Below are 15,233 nucleotides of genomic sequence, written 5' to 3' on the forward strand. Positions count from 1 at the left end.
CCGGCACACCGTGACCAGGTACCTCATCACCGGCGCCGCCGGAATGCTCGGCCAGGACCTCCAGGCCGCGCTGGCCGGCCGCGACGTCACCGCGCTGTCTCGGGCGGACCTCGACATCACCGACCCGGCGGCCGTGGACGCCGCCGTCGCCGGGCACGACGTCGTCATCAACTCGGCCGCGTACACGAAGGTCGACGACGCCGAGGACCACGAGGACGACGCGTACGCCGTCAACGCGACCGGGCCGAGGCTCCTGGCCGAGGCCGCGGTCCGCCACGGCGCGAAGCTCGTCACCGTCTCGACGGACTACGTCTTCGACGGCAACGGCACCGCGCCCTACGCCGAGGACGCCCCGACCGACCCGATCAACGCCTACGGCCGTACCAAGGCCGCAGGCGAGGCGTTCGTGCGCGCGGTCGCTCCGGACACCTCGTACGTGGTCCGCACCGCGTGGATCTACGGCGCACACGGCCCGAACTTCGCCGCGACGATGCTCCGGCTCGCTGGGTCGCACGACACCGTCAGCGTCGTCACCGACCAGGTCGGCCAGCCGACGTGGACGGGTGACCTCGCAGCCCGGATCGTGGAACTCGTCGACGGGGACGCCCCCGCGGGCACCTACCACGGCACGAACGCCGGTCAGGGTTCCTGGTTCGACTTCACGCAGGCCATCTACCGCGAACTCGGCCTCGACCCGGAGCGCGTGCTGCCCACGGACAGCGCCGCGTTCGTCCGCCCGGCACCGCGCCCGGCGTACAGCGTGCTCGGGCACGACGGGTGGTCACGCGCCGGACTCGCGCCGATGCGCGACTGGCGCGACGCGCTGCACGCTGCGGTCGCGGCGGGTGCGTTGACCGCGTAGGCACGGCTCTCGACCTGGAGGCGCGGGTCGGGTTCCGCACGTCGCGGACCCGACCCGCGCCTCCTGTCCGACCACCGACCGCGCCCAGGGGGCGTCGGGATCACCCTGGTAGTGTCGGGCAGCCGAGCGCGGGGCCGGCCCCCGGCCCCACGCCCACGGGCCCACGAACCACGACGAGGAGCACAGCACCATGACCACCCTCCACGTCATCGTCGACCAGGTCGTCGCTCCCGTGCCGGGCGGCATCGGGCGCTACGCCGAGGAACTCGCGCGCCACCTGGTCGAGCACGCGCCGAGCGGCTGCGAGGTCGCCGGGGTGGTCTCCGCCGTCGGGTCCGACGAGATGGCCCACCTGCGGACGCTCCTGCCGGGACTGTCCGAGCTGCAGCGGCTCCCGCTGCCCCGCCGCGAGCTCTCGCTCGCCTGGCAGGGCGGGTTCGTGGGCGGCATCGCCAAGGGCATGGTGCACGCGCCGAGTGTGCTCGCACCGTTGGTCAAGCACGACCGCTTCCAGGACCCGGGTCGGCAGACCGTGGTGACCGTCCACGACGTCGTGCCCTGGACCAACCCCGAGACCCTCACGCCGCGCGGCGTCCACTTCCACAAGGCGATGGTGAAGCGCGCGTGGAAGCACGCCGACGCCGTCGTGGTGCCGACCCACGCCGTCGCGGGGGCGCTCAACGAGATCCACCGGTTCGACGACCGGCTCCGCGTGATCGGCGGCGCTCCGAGCGGACGCCTCCGTCTGCCGGTCGACGCCGACCTGCGCGCGGAACGGCTCGGGCTGCCCGACCGCTACGTGCTCGCCGTCGGCACACTCGAACCGCGCAAGGCACTGTCGTCCCTGATCCAGGCGATGGCCCACCCGGACGCACCGGCCGACGTCCCCCTGGTGATCTCCGGTCCGGACGGCTGGGGCGACGTCGACGTGTACGGCACGGCCGAGCGTGCGGGCCTGTCGCGTGAGCGGGTGAAGGTACTCGGTCGCATCGACGACGCGGACCTCGCGGTGGTCTACGACCGCGCGACGGTGTTCGTGTTCCCGAGCCTGGCCGAGGGGTTCGGTCTGCCCGTGATCGAGGCGATGAGCTTCGGCACTCCGGTGATCCACTCCGACGACCCAGCCGTGGCGGAGGTCGCGTCGGACGCCGGCGTCACGGTCGCGCGGTCACCGCGGGAGTCCTACCCCGCGCGCCTCGCCCAGGCGGTGTACCAGGTCGTGAACGACCCGCACCTGGCCAGCCAGCTCGCCGTTGCGGGGCCGGACCGCGCACGCATGTACGACTGGTCCGACTCCGCCGCGGAGACCTGGCAGCTGCACGCCGACCTCTGACGGTCGGACCGGGTCAGCCCTTGTACGTGTAGGTGCTGACCCAGTCGATGTACAGGTGCCCCGAGTCGCCCCAGTCGCCCACCTGGAACATGTAGCGGTGCGCGGTCTTCGGCACGTCGTAGGTGATCGTCTTGATCACCTTGCCGTCGAGGCGGTAGCGCACGGACTTCCCGGGGATCCACTCGATCGAGTACGTGTGCCACGAACGCCACGAGACGCCGGTGCTCAGGCTCGTCGCGTTGGCCTCCTGACCGGCGATCATCGAGTGGTGGTGCAGCATCGGCTGCTGGTCGAAGTTGGCCTCGGGGTAGTCGATCTCCCCGTCTGCCCAGCGATCGGACGACGGCCAGAGCATGAAGGCCGCGCCGTTGCCGGCACCGCCCGTCGCCTTGGCGCGGACGATGAACTTGCCGCCCTTGTGGCCCCAGGCTCCGGTCGGCGTGCCGAAGGTGCCGGCGGCGCCGTGCTTGCCGTCGAGCTTGACGTCCATGTACCCGTTGTGCGAGCTGATCTGCGAACCCGAGTAGTACATGCCGCCGGTCCCGTCCGGGTACGGCTGCCAGGACTTGGCGTACTTCTTGGCGAAGGCGCCCTTGGCGCTGGCCGCGGTGCTGAACTGCTCGCGGAAGGTCTGCTTGAAGTTCCCGACGTCGCCGAGCGGTGCCGAGCTCGCGGTGGCTGCGGTCCCCTGACCGAGCGGACCGGCGACGAGTGCTGCTCCGAGGAGCACGACGGCGAGTGCTGCCCTCCTGGTGGTGCGTTTCTGCATGAGGTCTGTCACTCCCTGACGTGACTGTTCGCACCCGTTCGGTGTGGGTGCCGGGCGACCGTCTCTCGGCTGCCCGGCGTTCACGGTAGTTGCTGTCCACAATCTGCGCCCGGGGGTTGACACAACTCCGCACCCCCAGTACACGGGTATTGCGCGAGGGCCCAGCACCCGGGAGAAGTCCTGGTCAGTCGGCGTGGCGTGCGGGCAGAGGCATCCGGGACGGTCGTCCGCCGCCGTCGTTGCGCGGAATCAGGCCCGCGCGCGACGACGTCGCACGACCACGGCGACCACGACGGCGGCCACCGCCGCGACGACGGTGACGACCGCGGCGACCGCGGCGACGTGCACCGACGCGAGCATCGACTCGTACTGCGACTTCGTCGACACGAAGCCCATCTCAGCAGGGCCGAACCAGCCGGACACCGGGTTCATCGGGCCGGCTGCGACCAGCGCGAACCCGCAGACCACCGCAGCGACCATGGCGATCACCGAGAGGACGAGGACGGGGACGGCACGGCGCATCCCGCTACCGTAGCGCGGCCAGGGACACCGCCGGGACGACCGCTAGAGCGAGTCCCGTAGGCGTGCCGCCTTCTCCTCGACCAGGCGCTCGAGGCCGTCGGCGTACTCGGCCAGGCGTGCGGCGACGGCCGGTTCCGAGGAGCCGATGATCCGTGCGGCCAGCAGGCCGGCGTTCGCCGCACCGTTGATGGCCATCGTCGCCACCGGGATCCCCGCGGGCATCTGCACGATCGAGAGCAGGGAGTCGAGGCCGTCGAGGCGCGCGAGCTGCACCGGCACGCCGATCACCGGGAGCGTCGTCATCGATGCGACCATGCCCGGCAGGTGTGCCGCTCCACCGGCGCCGGCGATGACGACACGGATGCCACGCTCGGCAGCGCCGCGGGCGAAGCGGGTCATCTTGTCGGGGGTGCGGTGTGCCGACACGACGTCCGCCTCGAACGGGATGCCGAGTTCGGTGAGGATGTCCGCCGCTGCCCGCATCGTCGGCCAGTCGGAGTCCGACCCCATGACGATCGAGACGAGCGGCTGTGCGGGTGCGGCGGTGTCGGTCACGCGACGAGCCTAGCCGAGCAGCACCCGCCGCCAGGTGTCGCCGTCGTGGCCGATCGTGCGCTCGCCCGAGACCCACCGTGCGGCGCGTTCGTCCGGCCCGCCACGCTCGACGGCGGCCCGGACGGCGTCCCGCCACGCGTCGACGTCGTCCGGCACGGCAACCGCTCCGTGCGACCGTGCGACCGCGTACGAGGGGCGGTCGGACACCACGGCGGGCAGTCCGAGCGCCGTGTACTCCAGGAACTTCAGGTCGCTCTTCGCGCGGTTGAACTCCTCGTCGCGGAGCGGCGCGACCCCTGCACTCCAGCGCCCCCGGTGTGCCACGAGCCAGCGGGAGAACGCCGGGTAGTGCCCGTCCGGGACCTCGACGCGGCGGAACCAGTCGGCGCCGCCCTCCTCGGTCACGCCGATGACCTCGAGCCGGATCGGGGTGCCGTCGGCGGTGGCGAGGTCTGCGAAGACGTCACGCAGGAGCTCGAGGTCCGCGGCGTGGGTGAGCGTGCCCATGTACAGCACCCGGTGCTCCCCCTCGGGCCACTCGTCGTCGTCAGCGGTCGGACCGGCGGTCCAGATCTCCGGATCGAGGGCGTTCGGCACGACGACGACGTCCCGCGCCACCGGACGGACCACGTCGGCGAGTTCGGGCGTGCTCACGACGACGGTGTCGGCGCCGCGCACCAGGGCGTCGATGGAGGCGAGGCGGTCCGGGTCGTACTCGGCACGGGCCAGGCGTGCGCGCCCGGACGCGGTGAAGAAGTCGTCGTCGACCTCGGCCACGACACGGATGCCGCGGGCTGCGGCGGCCGACAGGAAGGGCTGCACGCTGTTCCGGGGCAGGATGTCCCGCTGCACCAGGAGCGCGGCGTACGGGGTCGTGTCGGTCCCGTCGACGAACACGGCCGGGTCGACCTGGCGTACCTCCGCGGTGCCGCTCGCGGCGAGGTGCTCGGCACGCCGGACGACGCGGACGTGGGCCGAGGCCGGGTGGGCTCCCCCGCCACCTGCGACGACGTACCCGAGGACGGGCAGGGGCACCGGCTGCGGAGGGGTCGACGCGACGGCACGGCGCAGACGTCGGGCGGCCCGGCGGACGAGATCACGCGGCATGCGCCCATCCTCTCGCACCCCGCACGGTGCGAGGTTCCGTGCTTGGTGCGAGCCCAGGACCTCGCACGGAACACGGAACCTCGCACCGGACGACGACCACCGCGCCTCAGCGCACCGTCACCGTCCGGCACGGGGACGCCCTGCGGTCCACGCCGCTCCCGGTGTTGTGGGCGATCGCGCAGACCGTGTGCTTGCCGGCAGTCACCCGGACACTGCCCGCGAAGCCGTGCGAACCGCCGGATCCCCAGGTCTGGTCGACGTCGGGACGCTCCCGCCCGGCGTCCAGCGAGGTCACCCGCCTGCCGTCGACGGTGATCGCCACCCGGGTCGCCGACGACACCGCGTCGCCGTCGAACGCCCAACCGCGCACGCTGACGCCGCGGGACGTGGCCGTCACCGAGTCGAGCCCGGCGTAGGGGTCGTGCCGGTAGGCGCGGACGGTCGAGCAGCCGAGTGCGGCGTCGGAGCCCGCGCCGATGTTCACCGCGGTGACGCAGACACGGCGAGCGCCGGCCGCCGCGGGCACCACGACGTCGAACCCGTGGGTGGCGCCGACGCCCGAGCGTGCGTCGACGTCGGGGCGGTCGAGTCCGGCGGTGGTGACCCCGGCGGACGCACCGTCGACGGTCGCCCGGACCCGCACGGGCTGCGTGGGGTCGTCCTCGTCGTAGGCCCAGCCGGACACGCGGACGCCGCCACCGGCACCGGCGACGACCTCGAGCGAGCCACGGGGTCGCAGGTCGGCGGTCGGAGCACCCAGGCGGGCGTTGGCGACGAGGGCCTGGGCGTACGTCGAGAACCACTTGCCGGCGGCCGGGGCGCCGTTGCAGGTGCCGTCGCTCGCGCCGGGGGTCTTCACCCACAGCAGGGCGTCGAGCGCGGTGCCGTCGGACACCACTCGGGGCGAGGTGCCCAGCCCGGCGCCGGGGCCGTTGCACCAGGTGCCGCGCCAACCCTGCCCGTTGCGGGAGGTGTCGATCACGTAGTGGGAACCCCCGGTCGCGGCGGACACCTTCTGCGCGTACGCCTGCTCCTGGGCGGTCGGGTAGTAGTTCGCGACGTTGGTGAAGAAGCCGCGGGCCTGCTGCACGCCGGCGCTGTTCAGCCGCGCGGCCATGGTCGCCGGCTGCACCCAGTTCGAGTTGCCGGCGTCCAGGTAGGCGGGGATCCCCGCGGCGGTCAGCCCGGCGACGGTGCGGGAGAGGATCCGGTAGCGCTGCTCGTCGAGCGTGGTGCTGCACTTGGCATTGCTGAGCATCGCGAGTGAGTCCGGTTCGACGACGACGGCCGCGCGGTGGCCCGCGAGCGCCGCGGTGACCTGGTCGACCCAGGCGTCGTAGGACCGCTCGTCGAACCCGCCGGCGGAGTACCCGCCACAGTCACGGTCGGGAATCGCGTAGAGCACGAAGACAGGGGTGGTGCCGGACTGCTCGGCGCCGGTCAGGGCGGTGCTGATGGTCTTGGTCAGCTGGGTGCCCTGGCTCCAGTCACCGAGCCAGGTCGCGACCGGGTAGCCGGCGATGGTCTTCGCCGCGGCAGCACCGGCGGGGTCGGTGGCGGCGAGGGCCGCCTGGGCCTTCGCGGCCTCGCTCGTGGGCGACCGGTACGGTCCGGCGCCGTAGAGCGACGCGGACGTGGCCGAGCGGATGGTGGACGCCGAGGTCGCGGCGGACGCGGTCGCGGTCGGCAGCAGGCCGGCGACGGCTGCGACGAGGGCGACGGCGGCACCGCAGACGGCGGTACGGCGCGGACGGCGGCGCATGGAGACTCCCCTGGACGACGGACACGGACTGTTCCAGGGGAACACGCGCCGCCCGCCCCCACCAGCCTCCCGAGCGGGTGCCACCCGAGGGGGTGTCCGCAGAGCGGCCGACAAGCGCGCCCCGCACCCCGGACGCAACGGGAGGCCCGTGGCGGCGTCGCCACGGGCCTCCCGTTGCGTCATCCGGTCGCGTCGGGAACGCGACCTCAGTCGTCGAAGTGCGCCGCGGCCGCGCGCGCCCGGTAGACGACGTCGTCGACGTCGTCGCCGAGCACCGTGACGTGCCCGATCTTCCGACCGGGCCGGGGAGCCTTGCCGTAGAAGTGGTACTTCGCCTCGGGGAAGGCCTCGAGCGCTGCGGGGTACCGGGCGGCGAGGTCGCCGTCGGCGGGCCCGCCGAGCACGTTGACCATGACGGACGCCGGGGCGAACGAGCCGGTGGCCCCGAGTGGCAGGTCGAGGACGGCACGCAGGTGCTGCTCGAACTGGCTCGTGGTGGCGCCGTCGATGGTCCAGTGCCCGGTGTTGTGCGGACGCATCGCGAGCTCGTTGATGAGGATGCGTTCGTCGTCGGTCTGGAACAGCTCGACCGCGAGGACCCCGGTGACCCCGAGCTCCTCGGCGATGCGCACCGCGATCGACTCGGTCAGGTCGGCGATCCGGCCGGCGCTGTCCGGGGCCGGGGCGATGACCTCGGCACAGACCCCGTCGCGCTGCACGGTCTCGACGAGCGGCCAGGCGACGACCTGCCCGGAGGGACGGCGTGCCACGGACTGCGCGAGCTCGCGGGTGAAGGGAACGAGTTCCTCGACCAGCAGGGCCTGGTCGCCGCCGGCCTCGGCCACCGCGATGAACCAGTCGTCCACGTCGGCGGCGTCGGAGACGACCCGCACGCCCTTGCCGTCGTAGCCGCCCCGCGGGGTCTTGACGACGGCTCGGCCGCCGTGGTCGGCGAGGAACGCGCGGAGCTCGTCCGGGCCGTGCACGGCGGCCCAGTCCGGGACCGGCAGGCCGAGTTCGCTGAGTCGGCGGCGCATGGTGATCTTGTCCTGCGCGACGGCGAGTGCGTCCGGTCCGGGGTGGACCGCCACGCCCGCGTCGACCAGCCTGCGCAGAACGTCCTGCGGCACGTGCTCGTGGTCGAAGGTCACGACGTCGACCTGCCGGGCGAACTCGAGCACCGTGTCGGCGTCGTGGTAGTCGCCCTCTGCGGTGGCGGCGATGGCGGCGGACATGCCGGGCCCCTCGGCGAGCACCCGGATGTCGACCCCCAGTTCGACCGCGGCCGGCACCATCATCCGTGCCAGCTGTCCCCCACCGATGACCCCGACGCGCAACGCCATGCTGTGTGATCCTTCCGGCGTTCCCACCGTGCGGTGTGAACGCGTTGTCTACAATCGCTGATCGGGTCGTTGCACTGCACGACCGGTCACAACTCTACGGATCCTGGAGGGCTCGTGCGGCGCCTCATCGCCCAGCTGGCACGCTTCGGTGTCGTCGGTGCCGTCGGCTTCGTCGTGGACACCACGGTGTTCAACGTGCTGCGCATCACGGTCCTCAACCCGGAGGACGTCCACTCGGGGCCGTTCTGGGCGAAGGTGATCTCGACCGTGGTGGCGATCTTCGTCAACTGGATGGGCAACCGGTACTGGACCTTCCGTGAGCAGCGTCGAGCCGTGGCCACGCGCGAGGGCATCGAGTTCGTCGTCGTCTCGCTCGGCGGCATGGTCATCGCGCTCGCCTGCCTCGGGGTGTCGCACTACGTGATGGGGCTGACCTCGGTGCTCGCCGACAACGTCGCGAACGTCATCGGCCTGGCGCTCGGCACGGTCTTCCGGTTCTGGCTCTACAAGGTGTGGGTGTACCACCCCGAGCGGACCGCAGCCGGACCGCTCGCCGACGCCGACGCCGACGCCGACGCCGCGGAACCCGAACCGCGGGTCCCCCACGACGCCTGACCTAGGATCGGTGGGGTGACGGCCGAGACGACCACCACCCCCGCTCCACCCCGCACCGCACGCTGGGAACGCGTCGCGATCGCGGTGATCACGGCGACCTTCGGGCTCTGGCTGGTGGCGTGGGCCCTGATCGTGCCCGTCTTCGAGGCACCCGACGAGACCGCGCACATCGACGCCTCGGTGCACCTGGCCCTCGGCGACGCGTGGGCGGCCCCCGGTGAGCTGTACGTCACCAACGCCGTGCAGGCCGCGAAGGTCGAGCAGGCGACGAAGCCGTCCGACGAGTGGTCGACGGTGAGCGAGCTGCTGCAGAACGCCCCGGGGCCGTCAGCGACGGTCAACCAGATGACCCAGCACCCGCCGACCGCCTACCTGGCCGGTGCCGCGGTGCTCCGGGCCGTCGACTTCGGTGAGCTCCGCTGGGACCACGCGTTCGTCGCCCTCCGCCTGGCCGACGTCCTGGCCGTGACCGCGCTGCCGTTGCTCGCCTGGGCGTCGGTGCGCCGCGTGACCCGTTCGCCCCGCGCGGCCCTGATCGGTGCCCTCGCCGTGTTCGCGACCCCCGAGCTCGCGTCCATCGGTTCGTCGTTCTCGAACGACGCCCCGGTGCTGCTCGTCGCGGGGATCGTCGTGTGGCTCGCGACCCGCCTGCTCACCGGCGACACCCGCTGGCGCACCACGATCGCACTGGCGGTGGTCCTCGGCGCCCTGGTCTGGATCAAGGGCACGGGGTTGCCCGCGGTGCCGTTCGTCGCGGTGGTCGTGCTGTTCGCCGGGGCCGGGGTGCTGTCCCTGCGGCAGCGGATCCTCCGCACGGTCGTCGCGATGGCGGTCTCCGGCGGCATCGGGGCCTGGTGGTGGCTGCACAACCTCGTGTCGTACGGCCGCGTCCAGCCGAACGGCTACACGGCGATGCGTCCTCCCAAGGACTTCCCACCGGGCGAGAGCCCCACGCTCGGACACTTCCTCGACGTCAGCTGGGGCACCCTGACGCGCACGTTCTGGGGCAGCTTCGGGGGCCGCGCCCAGGTGACGATCGGTGACCTGCTCACCGCCGTCCTGACCCTGGTCGCCCTCGTGGTCCTCGTCGGCTGGGCGTTCCGCCGAGGCCCTGATCTGCGGGTGGCGCTGTGCCTCGCGGTGTTCCCGGCGCTCCTGATCGGCATCCAGAACCGCACGAGCGCGCACTCGTACCTGACCACGACCGAGGTCGCCGCCACCCAGGGCCGCTACTACTTCCCTGCGATCGTCTGTCTCATCGTGCTGAGCGCGCTCGCCTGGCGACGGCTGGTGCCGGCCGGAACGACCCGGACACGGGCGGCGATCGCGCTGGCGGTCGTGCTGCCCGCCGTCGGGGTGTACGGATTCGCGGTGGCGTCGGCCTGGTTCTGGAACGCGGCGGTGTTCCCGGTGACGGGCCGCGGGCTGCTGCGGTACTCCGAGATCGGGCCGGTGTCGCCCGCGGTGCTCGTGGTCGTCGTGCTCCTGGTCGCGGTGGGGCTCGTCGCGTCGGTCGTGCAGGTCGCCCGGGCCGACCGCCGCGCGCTCCCGGTGACGGTGCCCGCCGCCTGACCCGCCCGGCCGCCGGCCGCCGGGTGCGCAGGACATGCCGCCGGCGCGACGCCGGGGGTGCACGAACCGCCGCCGGGCGCGGCCACAGGCGACATGTCGTGCCCCCTCGGCGGACGCGCACGGCGTGGGGTGGACGCCCCACGAGACGGACGGGAGGCCCCGTGCCAGCCGGCACCGGGCCTCCCGTCCGCCGTCACGCACGCCCCGTGCCCCACCCGGTGAGCAGAAGACGTCGGGTCCCGGTGTGGGACCCGACGTCTTCTGCTCAGTCGCTGTCGCGTCAGGCGGCTGGGGCGCCGCCCTCGACCGCCGACGGGTCGTCGCTCGGGCGGTTGCGCCGGAACCAGGTGGGGGCTGCGGCGCAGAGCAGGAAGAGTCCGTCGACCGCCAGGCTCCAGATGCGGGTGACCACGACCACCACGAGGGCGACCGGCACCGGCATCACGAGCGCCAGCAGGAGGGCCTGCACGCCCTCGCGGACGCCGAGCCCGCCGGGGGCGAAGACCGCCAGCATGCTGATCGCCGAGGCCATGCTCGCGGCACCGATCACGAACGCGGCGTCGGAGAGCTTCAGCGAGGGGTACACCGCCAGCGTGATGAAGTAGTAGGCCGTTCCGGAGAGCACCGCGCCGGCGACGTACAGGCCGGCACCGCCGAGGACCGTGCCGAGGTTCGGGCGGACGTCGGCCTCGAGCGGCTTGCGACGCAGGATCTTCAGCGCGATCCCGATCAGGAACACGAACACGCGCGGGATCAGGCAGACGACGCAGCCCACGAACGCCGTGATCATCAGGACGATCAGCCACGGGTCGAGGTCGTGCGTGCGCGGGTCGATGAGCAACAGCACGAGGGCCAGGGCCAGGGTCGCGGCGATCTGCAGGGCACCCTCGAGCAGCCCGCTCACGCCGAGCCGAGCCTTGGAGACGCCGTGCTTCGAGGCGAAGTAGACCTTGCCGATGATCCAGGTCGCGGCACCCGGGATGTAGCGGCCCATCCAGGACTTCGCGTACACGTAGGTCAGGGTGACCCCGCTGCCCTTCAGCCCGGTGGCTCCGAGACGCCGCAGCAGGTAGAACCAGATGCCGACGCCCCAGTAGCGGAACCCGAGGCTGATCACCGTCGCGACGACCACCCAGGACCACTGCCAGTCGAGCCCGGCGAGCTGTCCCCAGTCGACGCCGCGCAGGTACAGCACGAGGAACACCGCGAGCAGGACGTAGAAGACGATGGGGATCGCCTTGCCGAGGAACCGCCGCCGCTTCGACGGACGCTTCCCCTCGGGCGCGGGGGTGTCGCTGGTGCTTGCGGACAAACGGGTCTCCTGCTCAGGTCACGGGCTCAGGTCATGCTAGACGGTGGGGCGGGCCGCTCCCTGCGGTGCTGCTGCGGGGTGCGCGCTGCGGTGCCGTCACCGGGCGAGCTTGACGATCTGCACGCGGCAGGGGATCTCCGGGTCCGTCGACCGGTCGGCGCTGCACGAGATCGTCGCGTTGTACGTGCCGACCAGCTTGCCGGCCACCGAGTAGTCGCGCGCCGGAGCGGTCGCCGGGTCGAACTGCACGAAGTACTGCACGCCCTCGTCGATGAACAGGTTGCGCATCGCGTCGGAGTGGTACGTGTAGCCCTGACCTGAGCGACCGTACACACGCGTGTCCGTCAGGAACGCGAGCGACGACAGCGAGCGGTAGTTCGAGCCGATGACGGTGGCGTCCTCGGGCAGGGCGCCGCTCGCCCGGATCTGGTCGGCGAGCCGGACGATCTCCGGCACGTCGGTCGGCCCGAGCACGCGCAGCGCCTCGGTGCGGTTGACCGACGGGTAGAACGGCGCCGGCGAACCGAGCCAGTTCTGCGTGTAGGACGCGATGGGCACCACGGCGATCGCGAGGCAGGCGACGATCGTGCGGACCACCCCACGGCGGCGGACCAGCCGCCAGACGGCCGGCAGCATGAGCGCGCCGATCATCGCGGTCAGGTAGAAGAGCGGCCAGTAGTAGCGGGCGTTGCCGCCGCCGCTCGACGACGACGTGATCATGCCGTAGCCGACGAAGTACACCAGGGTCGTCGCGGCGACGATGCAGGTGAACGCGTAGCGGCGGAAGCGGACGACGCCGATGACGAGTGCGGCGGCGAAGAGCAGGGCGATCGGTGCGGCGAACGGCGCGAACGTGCTGATCTTCTGCAGGTAGTACGGCAGGGCGAGCATGCGCTCGTGCAGGTAGTACCCGGCGCGGGCCGCGATGCCGGACTCCTTCGTCACCTTGGGCGCGGTGTCCTCGGTGGCCGACTCGGTGCGCGGCGGCACCACGGCGGGGTCCGGGTTCTCCATCGGGCCCTGCTTGTAGACCGACGGGGTGAAGTCCTCGTTGGGCGAGAACGCGTGGTCGTTCGGCGGGACCGGCAGGAACGGCCAGTCGGTGGCGCGGCCGCCGTCGTCGAACTTCGAGCCGATGTTCACCGACAGCGACGACCCGAGGGTCACCGTGCCGTACTTGACGGTCAGGGCACCGACCCAGGGGGCGATGACGACGGCGAACACGACGATCGTCGCGACCGGGGCCGTCCACCAGTGCCGCACGGGCTCACCGCGACGGCGCGCTGACCAGACGCGCAGCAGCAGCCAGAGGATCACGGCGCCGATGGCCACCGGCAGCAGGAAGAGCTTCGTGAAGTAGCCGAGGGCGGCCACGACGCCGAGCACCGCGCCGGAGGCGACACGCGCACGCGTCGACCCGTGCAGCGCCTGGTCGGCCCAGCGGAGCGCCCAGAGGAACCCGACGACCCACGCGACGACGAGCAGGTCCGGGGTCTGCACCGACACCGCGCTCATCAGGGCGGGGATCGCGGTCACCATGAAGAGCACGGCGGGGACGATGCGGTGGTTCTGCGACCAGACGAGCCACCCGCCGATGCCGAGCACGACGGCCACGGCGAAGCAGTTCACGATCGCGAACGCCGTCTGCAAGCCGAGGCCGAACGCGACGAACGGCGCCATCATCCACGACACCAGCGGCGACCAGTACGCGTTGATGGCGTCGGGGAACCAGCCGTTCGCGTACTCGCGCGCGATGCCCATGTAGGAGATGCCGTCGACGTTCGTCACGCCGAGGCGGTTGTGGTACGCCACGGCGGCGCTCAGGACGACGCCGACGACCACGAGGACGGCCAGGATCAGGGGTGCGACGACGTGCCGGTACCGCCGTGTGACCGCCCCCGAACGCCGTCGAACGGGCTCGTGGGTGATCTGCGGTGCTGCGGGCGTCGTCACGGTCACGTGCTTCATCATGACATCCGTTCGCTTGTCGGACCGCACTGAGGCGGATCGCGGGTCGCACTCGGCGTGTGGGAGACTGCCGGGGACCCCGCTCCGACCACCTCGAGGACGTTCGTTGGCCACCGAAACCCGCGCAGCCGAATCCGCAGCCGAACCGACGGCCGCCGCTCCCCGCGCCGGGGGCCGACTCGAGTTCCCGTACCTCGACGGACTCCGCGGGCTCGCTGCCCTCGCCGTGGTGTTCTACCACGCGTACCTCTTCACGGGGACGACCGGCACGGGGCCGACCGAGCTGCCGTGGCTCCGACCGTTCATCGGCTGGGGCTACCTCGGCGTCCCGCTGTTCATCGTCCTGTCCGGCTACGTGCTCATGCTGCCCGTCGTGACCCGGTTCGACCGCTACCGGTTGCCCGGCGGTTTCTGGAAGTTCATCTGGCGCCGCGCCCGACGGATCATCCCGCCGTACTGGGCGTCGCTCGTCGTCTTCGCGCTCATCATCCTGTTCGTCCCGGTGATGGGCCAGCCCGGCGGCACGCAGTGGGACACCAAGCTCCCGATGGGCTGGGGCACGTTCCTCACGCACTTCTTCCTGGTGCACGACTTCTTCCCGCAGTACATCGGCAAGATCAACGGCCCGATGTGGACGGTCGCCGTCGAGTGGCAGATCTACTTCCTCATGCCGCTGCTGATCCTGCCGCTCTGGAAGGTCTTCGGCGGATGGGCCACCGCGTCCTCGCTCGTCCTGATCGGCATGTGGATGGGCTCCGAGAGCCGCTACTCGTGGATGCACCCGTGGTTCGTCGGGCTCTTCGCGGTCGGCATGCTCGCCGCGGAGCTCACGGTGAAGGCCCGCGACGAGCACCTCACCGGCAAGCTGAACACCTCGAAGCTCGGCGGCCCGCGCTGGCAGGGCGGGGTGTTCGTCGCCGCGATGTTCGTCGGCATGCTCCTCGTGTTCTTCCGCAACCGCGACTACTGGCAGCACCAGACCTGGCCGTCCGAGGTCGTCCTCGGCATCTTCGCCGGCATCCTGCTGACCTGGATGGGACGCCGGGCGGTGACGGGGCAGCACACCTGGCTCGCCCGGTTCTTCGCCTGGAAGCCGTTCGTGCTCCTGGGCCTGGTGTCGTACTCGGTGTACCTGTTCCACAGCCCGCTGCTCGGCCTCGGCAACCTGCTGCTCCTGCCGATGGGGCTGTACCCGAAGTGGCAGTTCCTGCTGATGATCTTCGTGGTCATCCCCGTCGTGCTCGCGATCTGCGTGGGCTTCTGGTGGCTGGTGGAGCGCAACTTCCTGAACCGTCGCCAGAAGCACGCGACCCGCGAGGTCTCGTCCCGCGGCCGACTGCCAGAAGTCGAGACCGACGACACCGAGGACACGCGCACGACCCGCTAGCCCCCCTCCGCCGGGGCCGTCGGGTGTGCGCCGGACGGACATGTGTCGCCGAGGCCAGGTAGCATCGCTCGGACCGCGGCGTGGGAGATCAGGCCCCACGGCATCTCGACAGGGAAGACGAGACCA

The 15,233-nt window shown here is 71.9% G+C and carries 13 protein-coding genes; 5 read left to right on the forward strand and 8 right to left on the reverse strand.

What is annotated here, in order from left to right:
• Window positions 1-10 precede the first annotated feature (10 nt).
• Together rfbD and KK087_RS07450 are read left to right on the forward strand one after the other, a co-directional pair.
• A complete protein-coding gene (gene rfbD / locus KK087_RS07445; RefSeq protein WP_214564709.1) occupies window positions 11-862 on the forward strand; it encodes a dTDP-4-dehydrorhamnose reductase in 852 nt (283 codons plus the stop codon).
• A 190-nt stretch (window positions 863-1,052) separates the two neighbouring features.
• Window positions 1,053-2,195 carry a glycosyltransferase family 4 protein gene (locus KK087_RS07450; RefSeq protein ID WP_214543559.1) on the forward strand — a complete coding sequence of 381 codons (1,143 nt, stop codon included), beginning with the start codon at window positions 1,053-1,055 and terminating at the stop codon, window positions 2,193-2,195.
• 13 nt (window positions 2,196-2,208) lie between these two features.
• Here KK087_RS07450 and KK087_RS07455 read toward each other — a convergent pair whose 3' ends face one another.
• From KK087_RS07455 to KK087_RS07480, 6 genes are all read right to left on the reverse strand, one after another.
• Window positions 2,209-2,964 carry a family 16 glycosylhydrolase gene (locus tag KK087_RS07455; protein WP_250896355.1) on the reverse strand — a complete coding sequence of 252 codons (756 nt, stop codon included), beginning with the start codon at window positions 2,962-2,964 and terminating at the stop codon, window positions 2,209-2,211.
• Between the two features lie 249 nt (window positions 2,965-3,213).
• A complete protein-coding gene (locus tag KK087_RS07460) occupies window positions 3,214-3,486 on the reverse strand; it encodes a hypothetical protein (RefSeq protein ID WP_214564711.1) in 273 nt (90 codons plus the stop codon).
• Window positions 3,487-3,528: 42 nt separating this feature from the next.
• Window positions 3,529-3,996 (reverse strand): 5-(carboxyamino)imidazole ribonucleotide mutase, encoded by a 468-nt coding sequence (gene purE, locus KK087_RS07465; RefSeq protein ID WP_214564765.1) that lies wholly within the window; start codon window positions 3,994-3,996, stop codon window positions 3,529-3,531.
• Between the two features lie 54 nt (window positions 3,997-4,050).
• Complete coding sequence (locus KK087_RS07470) at window positions 4,051-5,148, reverse strand: glycosyltransferase (RefSeq protein WP_214564712.1); 1,098 nt, start codon at window positions 5,146-5,148, stop codon at window positions 4,051-4,053.
• Window positions 5,149-5,254: 106 nt separating this feature from the next.
• Window positions 5,255-6,910: a glycoside hydrolase family 6 protein gene (locus tag KK087_RS07475; RefSeq protein ID WP_214564714.1), complete on the reverse strand. Its 1,656-nt coding sequence runs from the start codon at window positions 6,908-6,910 to the stop codon at window positions 5,255-5,257.
• Between the two features lie 206 nt (window positions 6,911-7,116).
• Complete coding sequence (locus tag KK087_RS07480) at window positions 7,117-8,253, reverse strand: 5-(carboxyamino)imidazole ribonucleotide synthase (RefSeq protein WP_214528380.1); 1,137 nt, start codon at window positions 8,251-8,253, stop codon at window positions 7,117-7,119.
• 114 nt (window positions 8,254-8,367) lie between these two features.
• On the opposite strand from KK087_RS07480, the gene KK087_RS07485 reads away from it, so the two are divergent.
• Window positions 8,368-8,868, forward strand: a complete 501-nt coding sequence (locus KK087_RS07485; RefSeq protein WP_214564715.1) for a GtrA family protein — start codon at window positions 8,368-8,370, stop codon at window positions 8,866-8,868.
• 15 nt (window positions 8,869-8,883) lie between these two features.
• Window positions 8,884-10,440 (forward strand): DUF2142 domain-containing protein, encoded by a 1,557-nt coding sequence (locus KK087_RS07490; protein ID WP_214564717.1) that lies wholly within the window; start codon window positions 8,884-8,886, stop codon window positions 10,438-10,440.
• 280 nt (window positions 10,441-10,720) lie between these two features.
• Here KK087_RS07490 and KK087_RS07495 read toward each other — a convergent pair whose 3' ends face one another.
• Window positions 10,721-11,752, reverse strand: a complete 1,032-nt coding sequence (locus KK087_RS07495) for a lysylphosphatidylglycerol synthase domain-containing protein (protein WP_214564718.1) — start codon at window positions 11,750-11,752, stop codon at window positions 10,721-10,723.
• Between the two features lie 96 nt (window positions 11,753-11,848).
• Window positions 11,849-13,723, reverse strand: coding sequence for an ArnT family glycosyltransferase (locus KK087_RS07500; RefSeq protein ID WP_214564720.1), 1,875 nt, complete (start codon window positions 13,721-13,723; stop codon window positions 11,849-11,851).
• Window positions 13,724-13,826: 103 nt separating this feature from the next.
• On the opposite strand from KK087_RS07500, the gene KK087_RS07505 reads away from it, so the two are divergent.
• On the forward strand, window positions 13,827-15,107 hold the full coding sequence (locus KK087_RS07505) for an acyltransferase family protein (RefSeq protein WP_214528389.1): 1,281 nt from the start codon (window positions 13,827-13,829) through the stop codon (window positions 15,105-15,107).
• The last annotated feature ends 126 nt before the right edge of the window (window positions 15,108-15,233 follow it).

This window comes from Curtobacterium aurantiacum (assembly GCF_018598555.1).
Taxonomy (GTDB): domain Bacteria; phylum Actinomycetota; class Actinomycetes; order Actinomycetales; family Microbacteriaceae; genus Curtobacterium; species Curtobacterium aurantiacum.

Coding starts and splice junctions, on each gene's coding strand:
- KK087_RS07450 (WP_214543559.1), top strand. CDS start 1,053: ATGACCACCCTCCACGTCATCGTCGACCAGGTCGTCGCTCCCGTGCCG.
- purE (WP_214564765.1), bottom strand. CDS start 3,996: ATGGGGTCGGACTCCGACTGGCCGACGATGCGGGCAGCGGCGGACATC.
- KK087_RS07470 (WP_214564712.1), bottom strand. CDS start 5,148: ATGCCGCGTGATCTCGTCCGCCGGGCCGCCCGACGTCTGCGCCGTGCC.
- KK087_RS07475 (WP_214564714.1), bottom strand. CDS start 6,910: ATGCGCCGCCGTCCGCGCCGTACCGCCGTCTGCGGTGCCGCCGTCGCC.
- KK087_RS07500 (WP_214564720.1), bottom strand. CDS start 13,723: ATGATGAAGCACGTGACCGTGACGACGCCCGCAGCACCGCAGATCACC.
- KK087_RS07480 (WP_214528380.1), bottom strand. CDS start 8,253: ATGGCGTTGCGCGTCGGGGTCATCGGTGGGGGACAGCTGGCACGGATG.
- KK087_RS07460 (WP_214564711.1), bottom strand. CDS start 3,486: ATGCGCCGTGCCGTCCCCGTCCTCGTCCTCTCGGTGATCGCCATGGTC.
- KK087_RS07455 (WP_250896355.1), bottom strand. CDS start 2,964: ATGCAGAAACGCACCACCAGGAGGGCAGCACTCGCCGTCGTGCTCCTC.